The following is a 13,162-nucleotide window of genomic DNA, read 5'->3' on the forward strand; positions in this document are numbered from 1 at the left end:
CCTGGCGCGGCGTCTCTAGGAGTCGATGTCGTCTTCGAATTCGAGATCCTCGCCAGCGAAGATCGATTCAAGCATCGTTGCGAGATAGTTCATGCTGTCAGGGTACGCCGAGCGCCCGGCGCTGGCTAGAGCAGGCTCCAAATGGACGACAGCCGTTCAGCTGGCGGTCACCTCTCCCCTAGGCTTGCACCTCTGGGAAGTGTTCGTCTTCGCGATACCCAAAGAACTCTCGTTCAAAGACAACCCTGGCCCGGCGGCTGACTGTGTGCCAGCGCTCGACAAGCTCAGTGGTGCGCCCCCGCGGGTGCCCGAGCACGCCGGCAATCCCGGCGAGGTCCCGCCAGTCCCGCGGAAGCGTGTCAGACACTCGCCCGTTCCAGAGCCGCATCGCTGACCGCAGTGTGCTCGCGAGGCGCCAGGCTTCCTCCAAGACGTCGGCATCCTCGGAAGAGATCAAGCCAATTCGTGCGGCCGCACCGAGGGCGTCGAGCGTCGACACTGTCTGCAGCTCCGGATGTCTCGCTCCGTGTGCGAGTTGCAGGAGCTGCACGAGCCACTCAACATCAGTGATGCCCCCAGGGCCAAGCTTCAGGTGCATCGCGGGGTCCTGCCCCTGCGGCAGACGTTCCCCCTCGACACGCGCCTTGATGCGACGTACTTCTCGGAGCTGATCCTCACCAAACACCGCCGGGTACCTGATCGGGTCGGCCATGGCAAAGAACTCGTCACTCAGGCTGACGTCACCCGCCGCGTGTCGTGCACGCAGCAACGCCTGCGCCTCCCAGGTCACCGACCAACGTTCGTAATAGCTCCGGTAGGATTCGATGCTCCGCACCAGCGGGCCATTTTTCCCCTCGGGCCGCAGGTCAAAGTCGAGGTCGACGGGGAATCGAGGATCAGAGACGAGCGACCGCAGCGCCGTAATCATCCTCCCGGCTGGAGAGACAGGCCCAATACCGGTCGCCCCGCCGCGCGCGACCGCAACAAGGTCGATATCTGAGGCAAAGCCGAGCTCTCCGCCGCCAAACCGTCCCATGCCGATGAGAGCGATCTCCGGCGGTTCGACATCGCCGCCATAGTGCGCACGAATCGCCAACAACAATGCGTCCAGAAGCGCCGTGTGTGCGGTGTTCAGCCCACGAGCAACGTCTTCCTCGTCGAGCACTCCGACGACGCGCCCCATCGCGAGCCGTAAGATTTCGCGACGATGCACCCCACGGAGGCGTTCTGCGGCAGCGCTCAGGGAAGATCTCCGCGAGCCGAGTGACCGCATTTCGCTGAGCAGGGCCTCGGGCGCGGGCGGCTCCAGCAGGGAGTCGCGTTCGAGCCAGGCAACGCCCTCCGGGTGGCTCTCGAGCAGCGACGCGGCAAACTTGGAATTGGCGAGCAGCGTCGTGAGGCGCTCAGCAGCAAGCGAACCGTCGCGCAGCAGGCGCAGATACCACGAGGAGTTCCGGTTTGCTTCGCTGACTTTCCGGAACGCAAGCAACCCAAAGTCAGGGTCGGTGCCCTCGGCGAGCCATTGCAGCAGCACGGGCGTGAGATTGCGAAGGATCTTCGCGCTCCGTGAGGGGCCGCTGGTGAGCGCGGCGAGGTGGCGTGACGCCCCATCCGGATCCATAAAGCCAATGCTTGATAGTCGCGCTCGAGCCTGGGCAGTGCCGAGCACGAACTCCTCGTCGGGAAGCGCAGCGACAGCGCTGAGCAGCGGAGCGTAGAAGATCTTCAGGTGCAGCTCTCGCACCTCCCTGCGAACCCGATCCCAGAGAGCGCGCAGTTCTGCAGCGTTTCGCGCAAGTCCCGATGCCCGAGCAAGCACCCGCAAACTCTCATCATCACGCGGCAAGAGTGCCGTTCGCCTGAGCTCACGCAGCTGCAGGCGATGCTCGAGCACCCTGAGCGTCCGGTAATGCTCGCTGAGACGCTCCCCGTCTTTCCGGGCGACGTAGCCATCTTCGACAAGTGCGCGAAGGGCCGGGAGCGTGCCCCGCAGCTGCAGGTGCTCATCATGTTGACCATGGACGAGCTGCAGCAGCTGCACGCTGAACTCGATGTCGCGCAACCCTCCGGGCCCGAGCTTGATCTGGTAAGGAAGCTCATCGGGAGAGATGTGCTCGGTGACGCGCTCACGCATGCGTTGTACTGAGCCGACAAAGTCCTCGCGGTTGGAGGACGCCCACACGAGCGGACGAGTCAGCGCCACGAATTCCTCGCCGAGCTCCAGGTCGCCGGCACACGCGCGTGCCTTAATCAGTGCCTGGAACTCCCATGCCTTCGCCCAGCGTTCGTAGTAGTTCATCATTGACCCAAGCGTGCGAACGAGCGGTCCCTGCCGCCCTTCGGGCCGGAGATTAGCATCAACTTGCCACAGCGGCAGTTCGAGCGAGGGATCATGTATGGCGCGCATCACCTCGCGCGCGAGCGCGGAAGCCGCCCGCTCATCACCCTCCGCGATGAACATCACGTCGACATCGGACACCACATTGAGTTCTTCCGCACCGCACTTGCCCATTGCAATGATTGAGAAACGCAGCTCCTGGCGCGTCGCCGCATCGATCTGCGGTGTCGAACTCGGCTCCTGGAGGGTCGCTCGGCCCACCGCGATAGCAGTCTCGAGTGCCGCATCGGCGATGCAGGAGAGCGCGGCCGCGACGGCTTCGAACGCTGGCCGCGCGTCGGGCACATCCTCGTGCGAGCCAGGGCTGAGCAGGTCATAGAGCATGATGCCGGTGAGCAGCTCGCGGTATTTCACGCGCAGAGCATTCCAGCCCGTTTCGCCAACGAGCGTGATCCCCTGCCGCGTGACGGCAGCGAGCATCTCCTCACGTGCTTCTTCACCGCTCGGAAGCCGGCCGTCCCGACCGGTGAGCCCGGCGATGAGTTCCGGGTGACGCAGCAGGAAATTGCCGAGGGCTGGCGAGGCTCCGACAACGAGGCACAGGCGCCGCCAAGCGAACGCGTCCAACCGGACCAAGCGATCAGCGCCGGTTTCAGCGAGCCGGATGAGGAGCGCCAACGTCGCATCCGGGTCTGCAGCGGACGCGAGGCCTTCAAGAAGCGCCCCGCTGTCCGTGTCCTCGAGCAACGCGGACAGCTCCGAGATGCCGTCGCGCGCGTCGGCTAACCCTTGAAATCCGGCGCGAGCGTACGCACCGAGTTCTCCTCGCCGTCCGCCTGGAGGCGTTGCCGTTGCCGCCATCTTCGCTGTTAGATCGTGTCCAGCATCGAGTTGAGTTCGAACGGTGTCACTTGGCTCCGATACTCGTCTACCTCGCGTCGGCTGTCACGAATGAGATAGGCGAAGACCTGCTCGCCGAGCGTCTCGGCGACAAGCTCGGAACGCTCCATCACCGCGAGGGCGTGCTCGAGGCTCTGTGGGAGTGGGTCAAACCCCATCGCTCGGCGCTCACCGTCGCTCAGCGCCCACACGTTGTTCTCGGCCTCCGGAGGGAGCTCGTACTCTTCTTGGATGCCCTTCAGGCCCGCCGCGAGGAGCACGGAGAACCCGAGGTACGGGTTGACCGCGCTATCCATGCCGCGGTACTCGATACGGGCCGCCCCGCCCTTGCCTGGCTTGTACATCGGCACACGCACGAGCGCCGATCGGTTGTTGTGACCCCAGCTCACAAACGAGGGCGCCTCGTCGCCGCCCCACAGGCGCTTGTAGGAGTTCACGTACTGGTTGGTGACAGCGGTGAGCTCCGGCGCATGCCGAAGCACGCCGGCGACAAAACGTCGCGCGGTCACCGACATCTGGTACTTCGCGCTCGGGTCGTAGAAGGCGTTCTCCTCGCCCTCGAACAGCGAGACATGCGTGTGCATGCCTGAGCCCGGGTGGCCAGCCAGCGGCTTAGGCATAAAGGTCGCATGCACGCCCTGCGCGATGGCCACCTCTTTCACGACCGAACGGAACGTCATGATGTTGTCAGCCGTCGCGAGCGCGTCTGCGTATCGCAGATCGATTTCGTTCTGTCCCGGCCCTGCCTCGTGGTGGCTAAACTCAACCGAGATGCCGAGGTCCTCGAGCATGTTCACGCTCTCCCGACGGAAGTCGTGCGCGGTTCCGCCCGGGACGTTGTCAAAGTAACCAGCGCGATCCACCGGGATCGGGCCCTCCGGGCCCAGATCCTTCGATTTCAGCAAGTAGAACTCGATTTCGGGGTGCGTGTAGAACGAGAACCCCATGTCAGCGGCCTGAGCGAGCGTGCGCTTAAGTACGTTCCGCGGGTCAGAGACGGCAGGCTCACCGTTCGGGGTGCGAATGTCGCAAAACATCCGCCCCGTCGGCTCGGTTTCGCCGCGCCAAGGCAGAATCTGGAACGTGGACGGGTCGGGCACAGCAAGCAAGTCTGACTCGTAAGCTCGGGTCAACCCTTCAATGGCCGAGCCATCGAATCCGATGCCTTCGCTGAACGCGCCTTCGACCTCGGCCGGCGCGAGCGCCACCGATTTCAGGGCGCCAGCAACGTCGGTAAACCACAGGCGCACGAATTTTACTCCGCGCTCCTCGATCGTACGAAGCACGAAATCTCTCTGCTTGCTCACGCGGCAACTCCTCTCGGGGCGCGGATATGCGCCGGGACCGGCACGACTTTCAGCCTACCGCCCGGAAGCGGGACGTAGGGGGTGACCCGCTAGTCGTCCTCTTCGTCTTCTTCGTTCCATTCGCGCGCGCGGTCGGCAAGGATCTGCGGCGCGCGGGCTGCCTCTTCGCGAGTCTTGAATGGGCCCACTCGATACACAGCGAGCGACTGCGGCCCCTCTTCGACCTCACCAGTCTTCGAGTTGAACCAGTAGGTTTCTTCGGGATCGTTGATCCCCCAGTCTTGCTTGCTCATGAGCTTCCCTTCGTTGCGTTACTCCTAGACTAGAGGTATGCCTTTTGATGATCACGGCAATCTTGTCCCCGGCGTCCTGCCCGCCACCCGCTCCGTTCCGCACGCCATCACCCGGCCGCCATACGTCGGCCTCCAGGAGCCGCCGCCCTACGTCGGTGATAACACATACACCGAGGACGAGATTGCGAAGATCCGCGCAGCCGGCCGCATCGCGTCCCGTGCGCTCGACGCCGTCGGAGCAGCGGTCGTGCCTGGCGTCACCACGGCAGAGCTCGACAGGATCGGCCACGACGCGGTCGTGTCCGCAGGCGCATACCCGTCGACGCTGGGGTATCGCGGTTACCCGGCTTCCTCGTGCACCTCGGTGAACGAAGTGATCTGCCACGGGATCCCCGACGACACTGTGCTCCGCGAGGGCGACATCGTCAACGTCGACATCACCGCATACCTTGACGGGTTCCACGGCGACACGAACCGCACGTTCCGGGTCGGCGCCGTGTCCGAGGAAGTCGACCTGCTCATCGAGCGCACCCATGAAGCGATGATGCGCGGTATCAAGGCTGCGAAGCCTGGCCGAGAGGTCAACGTCATTGGCCGAGTCATCGAGACCTACGCGAAGCGCTTCGGATACGGCGTGGTGCGTGACTTCACCGGGCACGGCGTCGGATCCTCGTTCCACACCGGCCTGATTGTGCCGCACTACGACTCGGCACCGCGATTCAACGACGTCATCGTGCCCGGCATGGTGTTCACCGTCGAGCCGATGCTCACACTGGGCACCCACGAGTGGGACATGTGGGCCGACGACTGGACAGTCACGACGCGCGACAAGTCGATCACCGCGCAGTTCGAACACACGATCGTGGTGCGCGAGAACGGTTTCGAACTGCTGACGCTGTCAGAGTAGCCTCGCCCTCTTCCGGAGGGTCTGCCGCTGCTCCGAAACGAGCACGCGGTCCCCGCGCTCAGGGCTGGTGCGTGCGCGAGCCCTGAGCGCCGCTCAGAGATGGAATGGGCCAGCTGTACGCCGGGTTCTGTCCCGCTGGCCGAAACCAGCTTGGACGGTTATCTCTCTCGGGGCACTGTTGCCAGTACCCTCTAGCAGCCCACCCGCAGACTCGGCGGGGCGCGTCATCGTCTGCTGTCTGGCCTTGCTCCGAACGAGGTTTACCTGGCCGCCCGTGTTACCACGGGCGCCGGTGGGCTCTTACCCCACCCTTTCAGCCTTACCTGCCGTGGCGAACCACAACTGGCGGTCTACTCTCTGTTGCACTTTCTCGCGGGTTACCCCGGGTGGGTGTTACCCACCGTTCTCCCCTGCGGAGCCCAGACGTTCCTCGGCACGACGTCGCAAGCGACGCGTGACGCAACCGTCCACCGGCCCATTCCGTGCACCAGTCTACCGCGCATTCGGGCGACGGTGCTCGCGGCGCTCTAGGAGGCGTCTTCGATAACGCGCACGAGGATCGCGCCCGTCTCAGGGCAGAACACGATCTCGTCGTGTGCGGTATTGGTGATGGTGCTCAGGTCGGCGGGGCTCAGCGCCATGCCACTGGCCTCAGACACGTTCCCCCGGAGCTTCGCGGCTCCAATGCCGACCTGCGCACGTGTCTTTTCGTACAGGTCGAGCAGGTCACCCTGCACCTCGGCCGACAGTCCAGCACGCTCAGTCTCGGCAGCTTCGCGTTCCCGCGCCGTCGCTGATTCAGCGGCCTCGATGCGCGCGTTGATGTCAGCCCGACGCTCTTCGACGCCGGCGAGCACCCGCTCGGCCTCCGAGAACACCGCTTCTGAGGCCTCAGCAACCTCCATCGCTTCGAGCTGTCGTTCTTCAAGCTCGTCCTTGCGACGTCCGAGTGTCTCCAGTTCGGTCTGCAGCGCGACTGCTTCCTTGCTGGATGTGCTCACCGCGAGCATGTCGTGGTCGCGCTTCTCACGCTGCTCGACGACATCGACATCGGCTTCGATACGGGAGAGCTCGAGGCGGCGAGCGTCGAGCTCGCGCTGCGCTTCCATGTATCGATTGCGTACTTCCTCGCGTTCGCCTTCCAACGCCGTGAGCTCTGCACGTTCGGGGAGCTGCTCGTTGCGCTTGCGCAGACGTGCGAGCGAGTGGTCAAGCTGCTGGAGGTCGAGCAGCAGGAGCTGCTGACGAGGAGTTGCCTTCATGGTTCCAGCTTACTCTGCGCTGCGAGCGGTGCCCGGGCGCGCCCCGACTGAAAAGTCCCAGGGATCGGTTCGGATCTGGCTGACGCGGAATTCGACACCTGGCAGTCGCAGCGCAAGCTGCTCGGCTGCACCGTCAAGCCAGAGCGATTCACTGGCCCAGTGGGCGACGTCGACAAGCGCTGGCCCACCGCTCACCGCAGAGAGCTCAAGCGCTTCCTGGGCAGGGTGGTGACGCAGATCAGAGGTGAGGTAGACGTCTGCAGCTCGCACGAGCGGATGGTCAAGCAAACTATCTCCGGCCCCACCGAGCAGGGCAACAGTTTCGATGACTCGGTCGGGGTCGCCAGCAACGCGCACGCCGCTCGCGGTTTCCGGCAGGAGCCCGGCGACGAGCTCGGCGAACCCGCGCAGGCTGTGTGGCGTTGTCAGCGTGCCGACACGGCCGCTCCCGATGCTCGGGTCTTGCGCGAGTGGCGAGATCGGCACGGCTCCGTCGAGGCCGATCCGCTTCGCAATAACATCCGAGACTCCCCCTACAGGCTGGTCGGCGTTCGTGTGTGCGGCGATGAGGGCGCACTCGGCACGGATGAGGGTGGTGAGCAGAGAGCCCTTCCCCGTGTCCTCGGCAAGCGTATGGATCCCGCGCAGGAGCAGCGGATGGTGGGTGATAAGCGCGTCAGCGCCCCACTGCACGGCTTCGTCCACCGTCGACGCAACGGCGTCCACGGCGAGCAGTACGCGCCGCAGCGGTGCATCATTCCGCCCAGTGACGAGGCCAACTCGATCCCAGGATTCAGCGGTCTCCGCGGGCCACATGGCCTCTGTGGCGCGGCGAGGGTCTGCGAGCGTCAACGTAGTCATACTTCGAGGCTATCGCGAGCTGCACGGGAACTGCCGGGCCGTTGATTGCCAGGCGCCTCCCGTACCCATCCGAATTAGCGCCTGAGGAGCCTTCTGGCGAGCGTGTTGCCGAACAGTTGCACGAGTTGCACGATCACCACGATGATGAGCACCGCCGACCAGGTCACCCACGGGTTGAATTGTCGCCAGCCGTACTGCAGTGCGAAGTTGCCCAGCCCACCGGCACCGATCACGCCGGCCATGGCAGACATATCCACGACTGCGATGAAGGCAAACGTGTAGCCGAGCACGAGTGGCCCAAGGCCCTCAGGAATCAGGACGGTACCAATGATCCGCATCGGGCTCGCGCCCATCGCTCGCGCCGCTTCAATCTGCCCGGGAGGCACGGTGAGGAGGTTTTGTTCGACGAGTCTGGCGATCCCGAAGGACGCGGCAAACACGAGTGTGAAGATGATCGCTGGCGCACCGACTCCCTTGCCGGTCACGAGTCTGGCGAGCGGCTGGAGTGCCCCGATGAGGATCACGAAGGGGATCGGCCGGAAGAAGTTCACGATGAGGTTGAGCACCCAGTAGGTGGGCCGGTTTTCCAGGAGCCCGCCCTGCCTCGTCGTCGTGAGGAGCACCCCGACGACCAGGCCGATGATGCCGCCGATAACCATAGCGATGGTGACATACAACAGGGTCTCGAAGACCGCGTCGGCAAGCTTCGGAAGGAGTTCAATCAGTCGATTCATTATGCGAGCACCTCCAGCTCGGTCTGCTGGCCGAGAGCCGCGATCGCGTGCTCAACCTGTAGCTCGTCGCCGATGAGTTCAAGGGTGAGCTTGCCAAAGGTGCGTCCACCGACGTCAGAGATCCCGCCGTACACGATGTTGACGCCGACGCCGCGATCAGCGAGCGTCTGGAACACGATGGGTTGATCGACACTGCCATCGCGGAAGGTCAATGACACCAGCTTGCCGCGGTGTTTCTCGCGGAGGGCACGCAGGTGCTCTGGATTCGGCTTCGACGGCAGCGCACTCGAAACGAAGCTCTGCGTGGTTGGTGCCTGCGGGTTTGAGAACACCTCGAACACGTCGCCCTGCTCGACAGAGCGGCCACCGTCCATCACGGTGACGCGGTGTGCGATCTCACGAACCACGTCCATTTCGTGAGTGATGAGGAGGATGGTGATTCCGAGTTCTCGGTTGACGCGGCTCAAGAGTTCGAGCACTTCGCGTGAGGTGTCAGGATCGAGCGCACTTGTCGCTTCGTCCGCGAGGAGCAGACCGGGATTCGTCGCGAGCGCCCGCGCGATGCCAACCCGCTGCTTCTGTCCGCCAGAGAGCTGTTCGATATGGAAGTTTGTGTGGTCGGCGAGCCCGACGAAGTTGAGGAGTTCGTGCACTCGCGCTTCGCGCTCAGAGCGTGGAATACCCGCGACAATGAGCGGGTATTCCACGTTCCTTGCGACCGTCTTCGAATGGAAGAGGTTGAACTGCTGAAAAATCATGCCGATGCGAGACCGCACGGCGCGAAGCTGGGACTCGGAATAGGCGGTGATGTCTTCACCGTCGATGAGCACGCGCCCGCTCGTTGCGCGCTCGAGTCCGTTGACGAGCCTGAGCAGTGTGCTCTTGCCTGCCCCGGAGAAGCCAATGACGGCGTGGATTTCTCCTGGGGCGACCTCAAGTGTCACATCGTCTACGGCGATAGCTTCGGTGCCGGTCCGACCACGCGCTGGGTAGCGCTTGCCGACCGACTGCAGTTCAACGCGGGTCATGAGTTACGAGCTTACTTGGTGCGGGTGGCCTGTGGTGGCAGCCCTACTTGCTTGCGGCGTAGTCGGTCTCAGCCTGCTTGAGGATGTCAGCGAGCTCCGGCTGGGTCAGCTTGACGTGCACCGCGCCTTCGCCGACGTAGTCGTCGAGAGCGGCAATGAAGGTTTCGTTGGTCTGGTAAATCTCGACGAGCTTGAGGTAGGTCTCGTTGTCCTTGTCCTCAGCACGTGCGGCAAAGATGTTCGTGTAGGGCTCGACCGCCGGGTCGTCGGCCTTGTCTGAGCCGAGCGAATCGGCGAACTCGAGGCCAGCAGGCTCGACATAATCGTTGTTCACGACACCCGCATCGACGTCGGGCAGCGAAGCGGGGATGATGTCTGCTGCAAGTTCAGTGACCTTCACGCGCGACTTGTCCGCGATGATGTCCTCGAGGCCGGAAGTTGAGCTTCCCCCGTCCTTGAGCTCAATGAGACCAAGCGACTGCAGCACGAGCAGCGCGCGTGCCCGGTTCGACTCGTCGTTCGGCACCGCTACAGTGCCACCCTCGGGGATGTCCTTGATGTCGTCGTACTTCGCCGAGAAGACGTTGAGGGGGTACACCACAGTCGAGCCAAGCGCGACGAGATCGTCCTGCGCGTCGACGTTGTGGTTTGCCAGGTACACGATGTGCTGGAACTGGTTGAGGTCGAGGTCGCCCTCGCTGAGTGCAGGGTTGGGTACGGGGTACTCTGCGAAGTCGACGATCTCAACTTCGATGCCCTCCTTGGCTGCCTCATCGACGAAGACCTCCCAGTAGGGCTGGCCGCCCGGCACGACGCCGATACGCACGGGGCCTTCGGACGTTCCTTCGTCACCCGCGGGTGCTGACTCAGGGGCGCAACCCACGAGTGCGGTAGCGGTGATCGCGAGTGCCGCGATGGAAGCGGCAAGGGCGCCGCGCTTCTTGAGAGACATGATGTTCCTTTTCGGTCTTCGAGCGAGATCTATTCGGAGGCGTGGCAGGAATCTTGCGCAGTGGCCAGAATCACTATGTGCCGCCCGTTACTAGACAATCCTGCGCCCAACCGGCCGAATCCCCCAATCCGGGCGTCACATTGCGTCATGCGCATGGGATACTGAAAGCGAATCATTTAGCGAGTCGGGGGCGGAAAACATCGGCGCCCGATGAAGTCGGAAGGAACCGTCGGTTCACATGAATCAGCCCACCACTGACCACCTTGAGGCCTGGAACACAAAGCAGGCGCTGGCGGAGCGAATGATTCCGCTCATCGGTCAGCTGTACCGCGACCACGACATTGTGATGTCGGTCCACGGCCGCAGCCTCATCGGACGCTCGGCAATCGACATCATTCGCGCACACGGGTATGCGCGCAAGATCGATGACGCTGAGCTTTCAATCGCTGAGACCTCCGCAATCGTTGAAGCCCTCACTGCGATCCAGCCTGGCCCGGTCTCGCTCGACCTCGCACTGCTCGCGAACGGTTTCCGTGACTCGGGCGCCAGCGACCTCGAAGCATACCTGCGGGACGAGCTCGCACCCGCGCTCAACGCGAAGCCCGCCTCGGGTCGCGATGTCGTGCTCTACGGCTTCGGCCGCATCGGTCGTCTGCTCGCGCGCATCATGATCGAGCACGCTGGCAGCCACAACGGCCTGAACCTCCGCGCGATCGTCGTCCGTAAGAACGGCGAGCACGACCTTGTGAAGCGCGCAAACCTCCTGCGTCGCGATTCGGTGCACGGCCCCTTCAACGGCACGATCAAGGTCCTTGAGGACGAGAACGTGATCCTCGCTAACGGCGTGCGCATCCAGGTGATCTACCCGAGCGACCCCGCGGATGTCGACTACCAGGCATACGGCATCGAGGACGCGATCCTCGTCGACAATACGGGGCGCTGGCGCGACGCTGAGGGCCTCGGCAAGCACCTCGAGAACAGCGGAATTTCGCGCGTCGTGCTCACTGCCCCCGGCAAGGGCGACCTGCTCAACGTCGTCTACGGCGTGAACAACGACAAGATCAGCGACGCTGACACGATCCTGTCGGCCGCCTCGTGCACGACGAACGCGATCACCCCCGTACTCAAAGTCATGAACGACACCTTCGGGGTGAAGCAGGGCCACGTCGAGACGGTGCACTCGTACACGAACGACCAGAACCTCATCGATAACTTCCACTCGGGCGACCGTCGCGGCCGCTCGGCTGCGCTGAACATGGTGCTCACCGAGACTGGCGCCGCGAAGGCCGTCGCGAAGGCACTCCCCGAGTTCGAGGGCAAGCTCACGGGCAACGCGATCCGCGTTCCCACGCCGAACGTGTCGATGGCAGTGCTGAACCTCCAGCTCGAGCGCGAGACCTCGGCCGAGGAGATCAACGAGCTCCTCGAGCAGGTGTCACTCACCGGCCACCTGCGCACGCAGATCGATTTCGTGCAGTCCCCCGAGATCGTGTCGACCGACTTCGTCGGTTCGAACCGTGCGGGCATCGTAGACGGCCTCGCAACGATCGTCACGGGCTCCAGCGCAGTGCTGTACGTCTGGTACGACAACGAGTACGGTTACAGCTGCCAGGTGGTTCGCATCATCGAGCAGCTCGCAGGCGGCCACCCGCTGCAGCTTCCGGCGCTTTCCAAGTAGCGACCGGCAGAATGAACACACCCGAACAGGAAGGAACTCGCTATGTCCGAGAAGTACCTCATCGGAGTTGACGGATCCGATCACAGTCGCGCAGCACTGAAGTGGGGCCTGGCCCGCGCTGCGGACCGTGGAGCCACCGTCGAACTCATTCACGTCGCAGACGATTCCTTCCTGTCCGAGAGTGTGGCTTTCCTCTCCGAGGCACAGGCCGCTTCGGAGCAAATGCTCGCCCACGAGATCGAGCGCTCGCGCACCGAGCTCGGCTTCACCGGTGAGATCACCGGCACCGCCGTTGTCGGCCACCCGATTGCTGAGGTCGAGGCCGCATCTAAGCATGCGGACCTCCTCGTGCTCGGCGCACACTCCGGCGGCAAGTTCACCGGCTCAGTGTTCGGGACGCGCGCGGTGAAGGTTGCCGCGGTCGCGCACTGCCCGGTCGCCGTAATTCCCGCGGAGCAGGATGAGAGCGGTTCGGGCGTTGTTGTCGGCGTCGACGGCTCAGAAGCGTCGAAGCGCGCTATTGCGTTTGCCGCAGAGGAGGCGTCATTCCGCGGCGTGCCGCTTGTCGCGGTCTACGCGTGGATGCCACCGCTTACGCCCGGCCTCGAGTACCTCTGGAGCGAGGAGCTTGTGACCTCACAGCAGGCAGCTGCCGAAGAGTCAATCGCGATCGGCACCGCCGGTCTGGCCGAGCGCTACCCCGATCTCGAGGTTCGCCGGGAGATCGTGCAGGCTCCCCCCGTCACCGCCCTCCTGCAGGTAGCGGAGAGCGCCGAGATGGTTGTCGTTGGCAGCCGCGGTCGCGGTGGCATCTCGCGTCTGCTGCTCGGCTCGGTCAGCCACGGTGTGCTCAATTCGCTGCCGTGCACGACCGTGGTCACCCGCGCAGAATAGGTACGTCT

Annotated in this window: 12 protein-coding genes and 1 other RNA gene; 3 read left to right on the forward strand and 10 right to left on the reverse strand. The window is 63.9% G+C overall.

Annotated elements, in window-relative coordinates; translation table 11 throughout:
• Positions 1–15: 15 nt before the first annotated feature.
• The 4 genes from AUL38_RS17880 to AUL38_RS07840 form a co-directional block, all read right to left on the reverse strand.
• Positions 16–141, reverse strand: a complete 126-nt coding sequence (locus tag AUL38_RS17880; protein ID WP_255355606.1) for a hypothetical protein — start codon at positions 139–141, stop codon at positions 16–18.
• 37 nt (positions 142–178) lie between these two features.
• Positions 179–3,199, reverse strand: a complete 3,021-nt coding sequence (locus AUL38_RS07830; protein ID WP_059060817.1) for a bifunctional [glutamine synthetase] adenylyltransferase/[glutamine synthetase]-adenylyl-L-tyrosine phosphorylase — start codon at positions 3,197–3,199, stop codon at positions 179–181.
• Positions 3,200–3,207: 8 nt separating this feature from the next.
• Positions 3,208–4,545: a glutamine synthetase family protein gene (locus AUL38_RS07835; protein ID WP_059060819.1), complete on the reverse strand. Its 1,338-nt coding sequence runs from the start codon at positions 4,543–4,545 to the stop codon at positions 3,208–3,210.
• An 89-nt stretch (positions 4,546–4,634) separates the two neighbouring features.
• A complete protein-coding gene (locus AUL38_RS07840; protein ID WP_083506701.1) occupies positions 4,635–4,838 on the reverse strand; it encodes a methionine aminopeptidase in 204 nt (67 codons plus the stop codon).
• A 37-nt stretch (positions 4,839–4,875) separates the two neighbouring features.
• Here AUL38_RS07840 and map point away from each other — a divergent pair, with 37 nt between their 5' ends.
• The gene (map, locus tag AUL38_RS07845; RefSeq protein ID WP_059060821.1) at positions 4,876–5,745 is read left to right on the forward strand and encodes a type I methionyl aminopeptidase; all 870 of its coding nucleotides are present in this window, start codon (positions 4,876–4,878) and stop codon (positions 5,743–5,745) included.
• 100 nt (positions 5,746–5,845) lie between these two features.
• Here the strand turns inward: map and rnpB are convergent.
• The 6 genes from rnpB to AUL38_RS07870 all read right to left on the reverse strand — a co-directional run bounded on the left by rnpB (position 5,846) and on the right by AUL38_RS07870 (position 10,582).
• An RNA gene (gene rnpB / locus AUL38_RS08965) (RNase P RNA component class A) lies at positions 5,846–6,224 on the reverse strand.
• Between the two features lie 48 nt (positions 6,225–6,272).
• Positions 6,273–7,007 carry a zinc ribbon domain-containing protein gene (locus AUL38_RS07850; protein ID WP_059060824.1) on the reverse strand — a complete coding sequence of 245 codons (735 nt, stop codon included), beginning with the start codon at positions 7,005–7,007 and terminating at the stop codon, positions 6,273–6,275.
• A 9-nt stretch (positions 7,008–7,016) separates the two neighbouring features.
• Positions 7,017–7,868 carry a Nif3-like dinuclear metal center hexameric protein gene (locus AUL38_RS07855; RefSeq protein ID WP_059060826.1) on the reverse strand — a complete coding sequence of 284 codons (852 nt, stop codon included), beginning with the start codon at positions 7,866–7,868 and terminating at the stop codon, positions 7,017–7,019.
• A gap of 74 nt (positions 7,869–7,942) precedes the next feature.
• Positions 7,943–8,602, reverse strand: coding sequence for a methionine ABC transporter permease (locus tag AUL38_RS07860; protein WP_059060828.1), 660 nt, complete (start codon positions 8,600–8,602; stop codon positions 7,943–7,945).
• Positions 8,602–9,630 carry a methionine ABC transporter ATP-binding protein gene (locus AUL38_RS07865; protein WP_059060831.1) on the reverse strand — a complete coding sequence of 343 codons (1,029 nt, stop codon included), beginning with the start codon at positions 9,628–9,630 and terminating at the stop codon, positions 8,602–8,604. The genes AUL38_RS07860 and AUL38_RS07865 overlap by 1 nt, the downstream gene beginning before the upstream one ends.
• 43 nt (positions 9,631–9,673) lie before the next feature.
• Positions 9,674–10,582 (reverse strand): MetQ/NlpA family ABC transporter substrate-binding protein, encoded by a 909-nt coding sequence (locus AUL38_RS07870; protein ID WP_059060833.1) that lies wholly within the window; start codon positions 10,580–10,582, stop codon positions 9,674–9,676.
• Positions 10,583–10,820: 238 nt separating this feature from the next.
• On the opposite strand from AUL38_RS07870, the gene AUL38_RS07875 reads away from it, so the two are divergent.
• Positions 10,821–12,260, forward strand: a complete 1,440-nt coding sequence (locus AUL38_RS07875) for a glyceraldehyde-3-phosphate dehydrogenase (RefSeq protein WP_059060835.1) — start codon at positions 10,821–10,823, stop codon at positions 12,258–12,260.
• Positions 12,261–12,302: 42 nt separating this feature from the next.
• Positions 12,303–13,154, forward strand: a complete 852-nt coding sequence (locus tag AUL38_RS07880; RefSeq protein WP_059060837.1) for a universal stress protein — start codon at positions 12,303–12,305, stop codon at positions 13,152–13,154.
• The last annotated feature ends 8 nt before the right edge of the window (positions 13,155–13,162 follow it).

Origin of the sequence: Leucobacter sp. G161, from assembly GCF_001482305.1 — a bacterium.
Classification (GTDB): Bacteria; Actinomycetota; Actinomycetes; order Actinomycetales; family Microbacteriaceae; genus Leucobacter.

What these genes read in the sequence shown, in the direction of transcription:
- AUL38_RS07840 (WP_083506701.1), bottom strand. Translation starts at nt 4,838, where the DNA reads ATGAGCAAGCAAGACTGGGGGATCAACGATCCCGAAGAAACCTACTGG.
- AUL38_RS07865 (WP_059060831.1), bottom strand. Translation starts at nt 9,630, where the DNA reads ATGACCCGCGTTGAACTGCAGTCGGTCGGCAAGCGCTACCCAGCGCGT.
- AUL38_RS07870 (WP_059060833.1), bottom strand. Translation starts at nt 10,582, where the DNA reads ATGTCTCTCAAGAAGCGCGGCGCCCTTGCCGCTTCCATCGCGGCACTC.
- AUL38_RS07850 (WP_059060824.1), bottom strand. Translation starts at nt 7,007, where the DNA reads ATGAAGGCAACTCCTCGTCAGCAGCTCCTGCTGCTCGACCTCCAGCAG.
- AUL38_RS07875 (WP_059060835.1), top strand. Translation starts at nt 10,821, where the DNA reads ATGAATCAGCCCACCACTGACCACCTTGAGGCCTGGAACACAAAGCAG.
- AUL38_RS07860 (WP_059060828.1), bottom strand. Translation starts at nt 8,602, where the DNA reads ATGAATCGACTGATTGAACTCCTTCCGAAGCTTGCCGACGCGGTCTTC.
- map (WP_059060821.1), top strand. Translation starts at nt 4,876, where the DNA reads ATGCCTTTTGATGATCACGGCAATCTTGTCCCCGGCGTCCTGCCCGCC.
- AUL38_RS07855 (WP_059060826.1), bottom strand. Translation starts at nt 7,868, where the DNA reads ATGACTACGTTGACGCTCGCAGACCCTCGCCGCGCCACAGAGGCCATG.
- AUL38_RS07880 (WP_059060837.1), top strand. Translation starts at nt 12,303, where the DNA reads ATGTCCGAGAAGTACCTCATCGGAGTTGACGGATCCGATCACAGTCGC.
- AUL38_RS07830 (WP_059060817.1), bottom strand. Translation starts at nt 3,199, where the DNA reads ATGGCGGCAACGGCAACGCCTCCAGGCGGACGGCGAGGAGAACTCGGT.